The sequence below is a fragment of the Sutterella sp. KLE1602 genome, from assembly GCF_001578585.1.
GTDB classification, from domain to species: domain Bacteria; phylum Pseudomonadota; class Gammaproteobacteria; order Burkholderiales; family Burkholderiaceae_F; genus Sutterella; species Sutterella wadsworthensis_A.
The window spans coordinates 1-11,431 of the sequence record NZ_KQ968587.1 but is presented as its reverse complement, the minus strand read 5'-3'; the positions used below and the strand labels follow the sequence as shown (position 1 = coordinate 11,431).

Annotated in this window: 9 protein-coding genes and 1 pseudogene; 2 read left to right on the top strand and 8 right to left on the bottom strand. The window is 64.6% G+C overall.

What is annotated here, in order from left to right:
- From HMPREF3036_RS12395 to HMPREF3036_RS11200, 6 genes and pseudogenes are all read right to left on the bottom strand, one after another.
- Window positions 1-196, bottom strand: a pseudogene (locus HMPREF3036_RS12395) (hypothetical protein); the annotation flags it as partial.
- A 196-nt stretch (window positions 197-392) separates the two neighbouring features.
- Window positions 393-1,325, bottom strand: a complete 933-nt coding sequence (locus HMPREF3036_RS11220; protein WP_005434469.1) for a DMT family transporter — start codon at window positions 1,323-1,325, stop codon at window positions 393-395.
- Window positions 1,326-1,548: 223 nt separating this feature from the next.
- Window positions 1,549-2,421 (bottom strand): phosphoserine phosphatase SerB, encoded by an 873-nt coding sequence (serB, locus tag HMPREF3036_RS11215; RefSeq protein ID WP_005434467.1) that lies wholly within the window; start codon window positions 2,419-2,421, stop codon window positions 1,549-1,551.
- 328 nt (window positions 2,422-2,749) lie between these two features.
- Window positions 2,750-4,411, bottom strand: a complete 1,662-nt coding sequence (gene hutH / locus HMPREF3036_RS11210) for an HAL/PAL/TAL family ammonia-lyase (RefSeq protein ID WP_062334591.1) — start codon at window positions 4,409-4,411, stop codon at window positions 2,750-2,752.
- Between the two features lie 47 nt (window positions 4,412-4,458).
- Entirely contained in the window at window positions 4,459-4,833 is a 375-nt protein-coding gene (locus tag HMPREF3036_RS11205) for a cytochrome c3 family protein (RefSeq protein ID WP_005434463.1), read from the bottom strand.
- A 24-nt stretch (window positions 4,834-4,857) separates the two neighbouring features.
- Window positions 4,858-6,375 (bottom strand): flavocytochrome c, encoded by a 1,518-nt coding sequence (locus tag HMPREF3036_RS11200; protein ID WP_005434461.1) that lies wholly within the window; start codon window positions 6,373-6,375, stop codon window positions 4,858-4,860.
- A 235-nt stretch (window positions 6,376-6,610) separates the two neighbouring features.
- Between HMPREF3036_RS11200 and HMPREF3036_RS11195 the strand changes: the two genes are divergently transcribed.
- Together HMPREF3036_RS11195 and HMPREF3036_RS11190 are read left to right on the top strand one after the other, a co-directional pair.
- On the top strand, window positions 6,611-8,227 hold the full coding sequence (locus HMPREF3036_RS11195; protein ID WP_062334587.1) for a sigma-54-dependent Fis family transcriptional regulator: 1,617 nt from the start codon (window positions 6,611-6,613) through the stop codon (window positions 8,225-8,227).
- Between the two features lie 131 nt (window positions 8,228-8,358).
- On the top strand, window positions 8,359-9,288 hold the full coding sequence (locus HMPREF3036_RS11190; protein WP_062334584.1) for a DMT family transporter: 930 nt from the start codon (window positions 8,359-8,361) through the stop codon (window positions 9,286-9,288).
- A 16-nt stretch (window positions 9,289-9,304) separates the two neighbouring features.
- Here the strand turns inward: HMPREF3036_RS11190 and HMPREF3036_RS11185 are convergent, their stop codons facing one another.
- A complete protein-coding gene (locus HMPREF3036_RS11185; RefSeq protein ID WP_062334581.1) occupies window positions 9,305-10,006 on the bottom strand; it encodes a Crp/Fnr family transcriptional regulator in 702 nt (233 codons plus the stop codon).
- A 124-nt stretch (window positions 10,007-10,130) separates the two neighbouring features.
- Entirely contained in the window at window positions 10,131-11,270 is a 1,140-nt protein-coding gene (locus HMPREF3036_RS11180) for an FAD-dependent oxidoreductase (RefSeq protein WP_231853638.1), read from the bottom strand.
- Window positions 11,271-11,431: the final 161 nt, after the last annotated feature.

Below are 11,431 nucleotides of genomic sequence, written 5' to 3'. Positions count from 1 at the left end.
TTCTTTCTCTGCCTTTCGGCATGGCCCTTGTGGCGTGCCACTCAGGTGTGACACGCATCTGCAACACATGATCCCATCCACCGCCCATGACGGCGTTCTGAAGGTTGCAGCCGAAGCTGAAACTCTTCCGCAGCCGACGGCGGTCTTGATCTCCGGTGATGATCGGAAGACTGATGGTGAAGGATTTCGTGCTCATGGGAGTACCTTAGCACAGGGGTTGGAAAGACACACACCTTTCATCGGGGACAACAAATAGATTGGAAGAGAGAGGTTGGCCGCATTCCTCCATCCGAATGAATTCGGAGGCTTCCTGCGGCTGTTTCTGTGAAAACGGGCCTGCATCCGTGGCAGGATGCAGGCCCGTTCTGTCGGTGACGCGTCGCGGACGGAGGTCAGGCGGTCTTTTCGGTTTCAGCCTTGGCCGCTTCCTCGGCGGCCCTAGCGGCCTTTTCGGCGGCCTCGGTGCGCTTGGTGGCGACCGTGGCCATCATGCCCGAGCAGAGGATGACGGCGGCGCCCGTGAGGGTCGCGGCGGTCACGCTCTCGCCGAACCAGAAGAAGCTGATGATGACCGAGAACGGAATCGCGGAGAAGCCCAGGCACGAGGAGAGGAGCATGTTGCCGTAGGCGTAGGAGCGGGTCGTGCAGATCTGGCCGAGCGTGGCGCACAGGCCCATGCCGAGAATGCCGACGAGGCCTTGGGCGTTGGGCATGTGCAGGCCGCCCTCGACGACGTAGCAGGCGATGAGGCCCGCGATGGTGCCGAAGAGCGTGAAGTAGAAGACGATTCGCCAGGAGGGCTCCTTCATGTCGCCGAGCTCCTTCATCTGCCAGTAGATGACGAGGTCGAGGAGCGAGACGCCCAGACAGATGAGGGCCGGGATCAGCTCGCCCTCGTTGAAGCTCGGCTGCAGCACGATGGTGACGCCCGTGAAGCCCGCGATCGTGGCGAGCACGAGCGCCCACGGCGCGGGCTTGTGGCGCATCAAGGCGAGGATCACGAAGTTGGCGGCCATGAAGAGCGGTGTCGTGTAGATGAGGGTCATGTTGGTCCCGAAGTGCATCTTTCCGAGCGTGAAGAACCAGAGCATGATCGAGAGCGTGCCGAGGACGGAACGCTTGATGTGGCCCGCGATGTGCGGGGTCTTGAGGGTGAGGGTAGCGCGGTTGCGGAAGACGAAGAGGGAGATCACGAGCACGCCGAAGAGCGAGCGGTAGAAGACCATTTCGATGGGGCCGTGTACGTCGCTGCAGAGCTTGACGAATGCCGCCATGACGGAAAAGAGCGCCGCAGCCGCCAACGCCCAAAGGGATTGCTTCATCATTTTATTTTCTTCTTGAAGACGGTTTGTGGGGGTGGTTTTGGGGTGACACGATTTTAGCCAAACCTGCGGTCCAAAAGAAGACGCAAAAGGCCTGCGGCAGGGGATTCGAGGGAAAACGTGAACACTAAAGACAACACCCGCAGAGCGGTGCGCTGCAGGTGTCGGGGAACAGGCGAAAACGGGCTGCCGGCGTCCTGCGGATGAGCGGCGGACGGGCGGCTCGTCAGCGCCAGGCTTCGATGAAGAGGAGCGTGATGGCGTCGAGGCCCGAGGCCGTCACGGCGAGGCGGGCTTGGGCGCGCACGACGGGCTTGGCGTGGTAGGCGATGCCGAGGGCGGCCGCGCCGATCATCTCGAGATCGTTGGCGCCGTCGCCTGCGGCGATGGCCTGTTCGAGCGTGGCGCCCGCCTGATGGCAGAGGATCTCGAGCGTGCGGCGCTTGCCGTCGGCGTCGAGGATGCGGCCGCCCGCGGGGCCCGTCACGGTGCCCGTGAGGACGCCGCGTTCGGCGTCGATGCCGAGCATGTTGCTGAAGTCGCCCGTCATGCCGAGGCGGGTTGCGATCGCGTGCGTGAAGTGCGTGAAGCCGCCCGAGAGGACGTAGCTGCGGATGCCGTGGGCGTTGCAGAAGTCGATGAGGCGTGCGGCGCCGGGCTGCAGGCGCACGCTCGCGAGGGCCTCGTCGATGACCGAGACGGGGGCGTCCCTGAGGAAGGCGACGCGCTTTTCGAGGCTTTCGGCGAAGGTGAGCTTCGTGCCGCCCTCCATGGCGGCGCGCGTGACTGAGGAGACCTCCTCGCCCACGCCGTGAAGCGCGGCCATGTCGTCGATGCACTCGTTCTGAATGACGGTGCCGTCCATGTCGAGGCAGATGACGCGGAAGTCCCAGACGGAAAGCCCCGCCTTCACTTCGAGGACGTCGATCGATTCGTCGTCCGCCAGGCGCCGTGCGATCGAGCGGGCCGTCATCGGGGAGAGGCCGCAGAAGCGTGCGGCATTGGGGCGCGTGAGGACTTCGCCCGCCATGAATTCGTCGGCGAGGTCGCAGACGAGATCGGGGGTGACGCCGGGGCCGGCAAGAATCAGATCAAGCATGGAAAGCCTTGGAGAAATGAGTGGACGCAGTCCTTCAAATGTAGCCCAAGGCGGATGAAGACGCAAACGAGGAAGGCGTCCTGGAAGGGGTCGGGAACGTGAAAAAAAAGGAGCGGCGTCCCGATACGCACACCTCGGGAAGGCCGCTCCAAAAAGAGGGGAAGATCCTCTTCATGAAGAAGGACGCAGGAGAACCGTCCTTCGGAAAGAAAAGAGAGCAACTGGCGGGATCTCCCGGGAAGCCGTCTCGTCAGGAGGCATTGCGAGACGGCTCCCCGAACCTGACTGCGGCGGGAGATTCTGTCGGATATGCGGCGAAGCGTCCGCCTCAGAACCTGTAGTTCTTGAGGAGGTCGACGCCGGCGCGGATGTCGTCGGTGAAGATTCGGTCGGCCTTGACGTACGGCACCTTGGCGCGGTAGGCGGTGTAGAAGGCGCCGGTCTTGTCGGCGAGCTTCAGGTCCTTGTTCTTCAGGTTGCGGCGCAGGTCGACGGCCTGGGCGGCGTGGAGCATTTCGACCGAGTAGATCTGATAGAGGTTCGTGTCGATGCTGCCGAGGCGCTTGGAGGCCTGAAGGAGGTTCGTGAACGTGTCTTCGATTTCACCGGCGACGGGCATGCCGTAGAGGCTCACGGGCTGGGCGAGCGCCATGTTGTCGACGTGCAGGCCCATGAAGGACTTCTGGATGGCGCCGAAGGCGTGGCCCTTGTTGCTCGGGTCGGTGAGGAAGCGCGTGAGGCCGGTGAACTGGTCGTAGGAGAGGTGCACCGTGCGCTGGACCGAGTAGTGGGAGAGGTGGGCCATGGCGATCGAGGTGCGCTGGAGCGCAAGGGCGACGGGCAGCGGGTTGAAGTTGCCCGACGGGATGATGGCGCCCTTGACGCCGTTGTCCTCGACGAAGTAGTTGGCGACCTGCGTGGACTCAGAGCGATAGGCTTCGTCGGCGTTGAGGATCGTGGCGGGATTGTCGTCCGTGGAGTTGATCTGGACGGCGATCTGGTCGTTGAGGTCCTTGACGGCGCGGCGGGCTTCGCTCAGGCCGTAGACGGTCACGCGGTAGGAAAGCGGGTCCTGAAGCGGACGCGTGGCGTCGACGTTCCAGAGGTAGGAGCCCTTGAGGACGTCGCGCATGTCGGCGGCGGTCTGGGAGAGGCCGTCGAAGGGACGGGCGCCGATCGTCTGCGGGAGGATCGGGGCGACGTTGCCGTTGAGGCCTTCGAGCGAGAGGCCGTAGACGGTCGGGGTCATCTCGACGATGCGCTCGGCGTTGCGGGCGGCGTCGATGGCGTAGGCCATGGCGACGGAGTTGTTGGAGAGGATGGCGAGCGCGTCCTTGCCTTCGGGCTGGAGCGGCTTGATGCCGGCGGCCTTGAGGGCGTCGGCGCCCGTCATGACCTTGCCCTTCACGTCGGCCTTCCATTCGCCGATCATGACGGCGCCGACATGGGAGGCGAGCAGGATGTCGGCCTCGCCGACGGAGCCTTCGGACGGGATGAGCGGCGTCACGTTCTTGTTGAGCATGTCGCGGTAGAGCTCGGCGACGCGGACCTGGGCGCCGGACTTGCCGGCGAGGAGCGTGTTGAGCCGCACGACCATGGAGAGTCGGGCGAGGTCGACGGGCATCATTTCACCGACGCCGGCGGAGTGCGAGCGCAGGGCGTTGTAGTTGAACGCGCGGGAGGCTTCGAGCACTTCGGGGGAGAGCTTGCCGTCGGCGGTGAAGAGCTTCTGGTCCTTGTTGAGGCCGACGCCCACGGTGAGGCCGTAGACGGCCTGGCCCTTGGCGGCGGAGGCCATGACGAGCTTGTGGCTGTCCTCGAGGAGCTTGACGGCTTCGGGAGCGATGGCGACGTCGGCTTCGCCCGCGGCGATCTTCCAGGCGTCCTCGATGGAGAGGCTGGTGCCGTCGAGCGTGATCGTGGCGGCGCCGGCGGCGCCCGCCGCGGCGAGAGCGGCGCAGAGTGCGGTCATCTTGAAGAACTTGTACATGGTTGAAATTCCTTTAGTGTACGGCGTGGTTCGGGGCGCGACGGGCCTTACTTCATCGGCTTGAACGGGAAGGCGTGGCAGTCGTTGCAGATCACGCGGCTTTCCTTGTGCTCGGCGTGGCAGGCCGTGCAGGACATGTTCTCGCCGTAGTGGTGGGACTTGTGCGGATTGGGCTCATGCGGATCGGTGGGCTTCGTCTTTTCGGCGAGGTCCTGCCAGGAGCCGTGGCAGGCGAGGCAGGCCTTGTTGTCGGGGACGACGAAGGCGTTGCCGGCGACGGCGTTTTCCTGGGTGTGGCAGAGCGCGCAGTCGCCGAGGGCCTTGTGGTGGGGTTTGAGTTCGGCGGGACCGGCATTGGCCGTCGTGGAGAGGCCGAGCGCGGCGGCGAGCATGGCCGCAGCGAAGAGTTTGGTCTTGAGCATTGGGAGTCCTTTGGTTCGAAATCGTTAGAGAGCGGCGGGCTTGGCGGCGACGGCGGTGTCGGCAGCGATGCGGCCGAAGACGAGGCCGTCGGCAATGGCGCAGCCGCCGAGACGGCTGGCGCCGTGGGCGCCGCCCGTCACTTCGCCGGCGGCGTAGAGGCCTTCGATCGGCTTGCCGTGGACGGTGAGGACGCGGGCCTGGTGGTCGATGCCGACGCCGCCCATGCAGTAGTGGACCTTCGGCCAGACGCGGCAGGCGTAGAAGGGCGGCTTGTCAAGCTGGATGGCGAGCTGCAGCGCGCGGCCGAACTCCTTGTCGTTGCCGGCGGCGACCATTTCGTTCCAACGGGCGACCTGGGCCTTGAGCTCGGCAGCCGGGATCTTGAAGTGGTCGGCGAGGGCCTCGACCGTGTCGAACTGCCAGATGACCTTGTACTTGAGGCCGTTGCGCAGCGTCTGGGCCTTGGCGACGCCCTTGCTGTCGGTGAAGCAGACCGGGTAGACGGGCTTGCCGTTTTCCATCAGGCCGAGAATGGCGTCGGTGCGGGCCTTGCGGTCGGCGAGCTCGTTGCAGAAGCGCTTGCCGGTGCGCACGTCGACCATGATGCCCATCGGGAAGCCGGCGATCGTGTTGAACTGGGAGACGAGACCGAAGCCCTTTTCGTCGGGAGAGGACCAGGGGCCGAGCTGGATCTGGTCGACTTGGACCGGAGCGCCGCCGATGGCGAACATTTCGAGCATGCCTTCGCCCGTGGCGCCGAGGTGGTTCGTGGAGTCAAGACGGTCGTCGAGCGACGGATCCTGCTGCATGCGGAACCAGAGGTTGCGGGAGAAGCCGCCCGTGGCCATGATCACGCCCTTGCGTGTGCCGTAGGTCTGGAGGACGCCGGAGTCTTCCTTAGGGAACTGGTAGCGTTCGCGGACCTTGAGGCCGATCACGCGGCCGTCGGCGTCGCGGATGAAGGATTCCATCTTGGCGTTGAGGTGCATGTCGACGCCGTGCTTGCGGCAGCTGTCGGCGAGCGGACGGGTGATGCCGCCGCCCGTGGATTCGACGGTCTGCATGATGCGCGGGACGCTGTGGCCGCCGAAGTGCTGCACGAAGGGCTTGTACTGGACGCCGTGCTCGAGCGTGAAGTCAAAGGCGGGACGCGTGCCTTCGACGATCATCTTGAGCAGGTCGACGTGGGAGAGGCCGCGGCCGGAACGGATCATGTCCTGAAGCATGCGTTCGGGACTGTCCTTGATGCCTTCCTTTTCCTGAAGCGGAGAACCCGCGACGGCGAAGGCGCCGCCGTTGATGGCGGAGTTGCCGCCGAAGACGGGCATCTTTTCGATGAGAAGGACTTCGGCGCCCTTGAGGCGGGCCTGAAGCGCGGCGGCAAGGCCGGCAAAGCCCGAGCCCACGACGATCACGTCGTAGATCTTGTCGAAGGCGGGAGCGCCTTCCTTGGCGTGCGCCGCGCCCGTGGCGGCGGCGAGAGCGGCCATCGTGCCGCCGGCGAGAAGGCTGCGGCGGGTGCGGTTGATGTTCTGAGTCATGAGGTTCTCCTTGGAATGACTGGTCTGGATGCTCTTTTAAAAGCAAGAGGCATGCCAAACTTTGGTGCGCGCGTGCCGGGCCTTGTGCCGCAAGCGTTTGCGCAAAACCTAGGAGAAACCCGCCCGAGGTGTTAACCCTTGAAGATCCGACCTTTCATGCATGCGGAGTTACGAAATGTCGTAACATGAGAAACGACATTTCTCTCTTTTGCGATATTACGTACTCTTTCAAGACATGAGCGAAGCCTATTTTCCCGACGATCTGCGTCTGAGGACCTATGCGGGTCTTTCCGAGACGCTCAGGCTCGAGCAGGCATTGAGGACCACGCTTCTGACGCTTGCGCCCGTGCTGCCCGCCGACGGCGTGTTCGTGAATTTCTTCATGAAGGACGAGCTCGTCGTGCAGTTTCTTGCGCACGCGACGAAGGCCCGGGCCGAGGCGATGACGGCGCGGGTGCCCGTCTCGCACGACTGGCTTCTCAAGATGTCGTACGAGCGGCGCGGGCAGTGCCTGGTGGTCAACGAGAGGCGGGAGGACCCGCTCACCGACGAGGTGCTCAGGAACGTGCTTCCCGAGGTGCGCTCCTACGTGATGCTCAGGCTTCTGATGGACGGGATCCACTACGGCGTGGTGTGCTTTTATTCGACGAGGCCGAAGGCCTTCGGGGAGCGGCACGCCGACATCGTGCGGCAGCTTCACAATCCGATCGCGATCAACGTGGGGTATTCGCTTGCCGTATACTTCAGGACGGTTGGGCTGGAGATGAGCGCCGAGAACCGGCGTCTGAGGGAGAACGCGGTGAAGGCGTCGGAGGAGCCCCTGAGGGAGCTTCTCGCGAGGTCTCCTTCGCTCGAGTCGATTGCGCAGCGCATCAGGCGCGTGGCGCCCTATGACGCGACGGTGATCGTGACGGGCGAGTCGGGCTGCGGCAAGGAGGTCGTGGCGACGACGATCCAGCAGATGTCGGCGAGGCGCAATGCGCCCTTTGTGAGGGTCAACTGCGCGGTGCTGCCCGGATCCCTCATCGAGAGCGAACTTTTCGGCTTCGAGCGCGGGGCGTTCACGGGCGCGCGCGAGCGCCATGCGGGCCTCTTCGAGCAGGCCGACGGCGGTACGCTCTTTCTCGACGAGGTCGGGGAGCTGCTGCCCGAAGTGCAGGCGAAGCTGCTCAGGGTGCTGCAGGGCCAGTCCTTCAGGCGCGTGGGCGGCGACAAGGAGGTGACGGTCGACGTGCGCATCATCTGCGCGACGAACAGGGATCTGAGGAGCATGGTCGTCGAGGGAAAGTTCCGCGAGGACCTCTACTATCGCCTCAACGTCTATCCGATTCCCGTCGCGCCCCTGAGGGAGAGGCCCGAGGACATCGAGCCGCTCGCCTCGCACTTCATCAGGCAGATCGCAAGACGATACGGCATGGCCGTGCTCCCGAGGCTCTCGGAGGAGGCGCTCGACTTCGCGAGGCGCTGGCCGTGGCCGGGCAACGTGCGCGAATTGAGAAACGTCATGGCCCGAGCCGTCCTGAGCGGCGAGCCCGTCATCAGGACGCTTGACGTGAGCACGGGCGCCGCGCCCGACGTGCACCCCGTCCCCTTTGCCGTGCGCGGACTCGGCGTCACGGGCCCATCGGACGTGCACGGCGCGCAGGAAGGGCCTGCGGACATGAAGGCGGAGGTGAATGCCGACATGACCTTCGACGACATGCAGCGTGCCTACTTCAGGGCGCTTCTTGAGCGCACGGGCGGGCGCGTGAGCGGTGCGGGCGGCGCGGCCGAAAGGGCGGGCATGCATCCCAACACGCTCAGGAGCAGGCTCGAGAAGCTCGGGATCACGCTCCGGAGGACGGTAGGGTAAGGTGCGCGAATGCGGCCCCGCGCGGGCGTTTCCGGGGCGGGATCGTGCCCGCGGCGCGTGTCGGGGCCTCTGATAGAATGGGCGGATTCAGCCCTGAAGAAAAACAACATTCCAAGCAGAACAGACCCGTCATGTCGCTCTTTCAGCTTCGCCAAACCGTTCTTCTCCTCATCACGGCCACGATCTGGGGCCTGAGCTTCGTCGCGCAGTCGGTCGGGATGGACCACGTCGGTCCCTTCACCTTCACGGCGTCGCGCATGTTCCTTGGCGCCCTCGTGCTGCTGCCCTTCGTCCTGTGGAACCGCTCGAGGCTCGCCGCCTCGAATCCCGCGGAGCACGCGCGCCGCACCTCGCCCGCCTACATGAAGATGCTCCTTCTCGGGGGCGCGGCCTGCGGCCTGTGCCTCTTCGGCGGCGAGTCGCTTCAGCAGTTCGGGCTCGTGCACGACACCGAGGTCGGCAAGGCGGGCTTCATCACGGCGCTCTACATCGTGCTCGTGCCGATGATCGGGCTTGCGCTCGGCCGCAGGACGGGCTGGCTCGTCTGGGCGGCCGTGGCGGTCGCGATCGGCGGGCTCTGGTTTCTCTGCGTGCCGCCCGAAGGCTTTTCGGTGAGGCTCGGGGACCTCTACACGCTGCTGTGCGCCTTCGTCTTCTCGCTTCACATCCTCGTCATCTCGCACTTCGTCACGAAGGTCAACGGCGTCGAGCTCGCCTGCGGACAGTTCGTCTGCGGCTCGATCATCGCCTCGGCGGCCGTGCTGATCGCGGAGTCCCCGACCATTGAAGGCCTTCAGGGGGCGCTCCTTCCCATCCTCTGGGCGGGCATCATGTCCAACGGCATCGCCTACACGCTGCAGATCGTGGGCCAGCGCGGCATGAACGAGACGGTCGCGAGCCTCATCATGAGCCTCGAGAGCGCCATCGCCGTGATCGCGGGCTGGCTGCTGCTCGGCGAAGTGCTCTCCCAGAGGGAGCTCTTCGGCTGCGTGCTGATGGCGGGCGCCGTCGTACTCGCGCAGCTTCCTGCGCCCAAGTCCCGCCGTTCCGGGAAGGACTGAGGACCAGCGGGGGCGCTCAGGCGTCCCACCAGAGGCGGGCTGCGGGCGGCACCGCCTTGAGCACGAAGGTCCTGCCCGAACGCTCGAGCAGACCGCTTGAGACCATCCTGCCCACGGCTCGGCTCGTCATGGCGCGCTCGGCGTGCACGAGGCTCGCGATGTCGGAGACGGGAATGTCCCACGGCAGCGCGGCGGGCAGCTGCGCCTCGGTGATGCCTGCGGCGCGAAAGAGCACCGCAACGGCGATCTCGACGCGGTCGTCGACGGAGCAGAGGTCGTTGACGAGAACGCTCTCAACCTGACACTCGGACTTGGCGATGCAGTTGAGAAGCATGGCGCGCTCGCGTTCGGGATTCTCCGAGACCCAGCGGGCGTAAAGCTCGAGGGGGACGGCGAAGCCGCTCACGTCGGTGACGGCCGTGGCCATGAGAGTCATGGCAGCCTTGCCGTGACCGATGGCGCGCACGCTGCCGAGCAGCGTCCTGCGAGAGAAGAGGCCGATCCATCGGACCTTGTCGACGTCCGTGGTCGCGGAGCTTGCAACAAGTCCGCTCTCTATCCAGTAGACATGAGGCTGACTGCCGAAATGCACGATGTCGCGGCGGTGGCTGACAAACGGCGTGCCCGAATTCCTGAAGAAATCGGCGACCTCGTCAGCGTCTTCGACCATGAGCCATGGATTTCGACCGTAGATCGGCGCATAGCGGAAGTCGGACATCGAAGATCTCCTGAGAGGTGGAACAGCCATCCGATTTTAACGAAAACAAGCCGGTCGTCCGATGATGCGGACGACCGGCTGTTGGCTGGCGTTGATTATTCAGGTTGTTGCCGAGGAGGTTTGCTTACTTGCCTTCCTGAATCCGCTTGAGGGCGTGCTCAGCAGCATAGCGGCCCGACGTCATGGCGAAGGACGAAGCGGAGCCTTCGCAGCGTAGGTCATAGGACGAGTCGTAGAGACCACCGATGTCCTGACCGATGACGTAGAGGTTCGGGATCACGTCGCCCTGCGGAGTCTTGGCCTCGAAGGCCGGCGTCACTTGAACGCCGCCGAGCGTGAGGAAGAAGGCGCGGATGGCCTTGAGGGCGTAGTAGGGGCCGTGTTCCAGATCGAACTTGACGAGATGCTCGGGCTTGCGGCCGAATTCGGGGTCGTGTCCCTTTTCGGCGTAGCCGTTGACCTTCTTCATCGTGTCCTTCAGGTTTTCGGGCGGGACGCCGATCTGCTGGGCGAGCTCTTCGATCGAGTCGGCCTTGAAGGCCCAGCCGCGTTCCTTGCCGATCTCCCAGGTCTTAGGAAGGGCCTTGAGCGGCGTGTCGGCGAGCACGATGGCATTGAAGGGAAGCACGGCGCCCTTGTTGATCATGCGGTCCATCATCTTCTGGTCGAAGATCGTGTAGGAGACGCCGCCGGCAGTCGTCATGGCGTTGTAGACGTCGACGAAGACGGAGCCGCGGGACTCGTTGAAGAAGCGGCGGCCCGTGTGGTCGACCCAGAGCCAGGGCTGGGCGAGGGCGCAGCGGCCCTGCTTGAGCTCGTCCGGACCGGAGAACTGGTTGATCGGGGGCGTGTCGGGCAGGTACGGGGCGTTGCCTGCGACGGCGTGCATGCCTGCAACGCCTGCGCCGACGAGGCGGGCCATGTTGATGCCGTCGCCCGTGCGGCCGTCGACCACGGGGCTGCGGAGCCAGATCGGCTCGACCATGCCGAGAGCGGAGGAGTCGAAGACGTACTGCGCGAGCATTTCCTTGTTGGCCGCGAAGCCGCCGGTGGCGATGATGACCTTCTTGGCGTGGATGATGAGCTTGTCGCCCGACTTCGTCGTGGCCTCGACGCCCGTGACTCGGCCGTCGGTCATGATGAGCTTGGTGACGCGGGTGTTCGTCAGAAGCTCGCCGCCGCGGGCCTTGATGTTCTCGATCCAACGGCGGATGACTTCAGCCGTGCCGCCCTTGAACGGATTCCCCGCGCATTCCCCATCCATGTGGCACACATGGGTGGGGTCAAGCGGGGCTGACGAAGTCAGTCAATCTCAAGTTATTCAAGACGATCCAGTGGATAAGTTCTTAAATCCCTTGTCGCACAGGGGTTGAGTAGTAAAAGGGGCGCATAATCACAGGATCATTTTGCGATTCTGATGCAGCA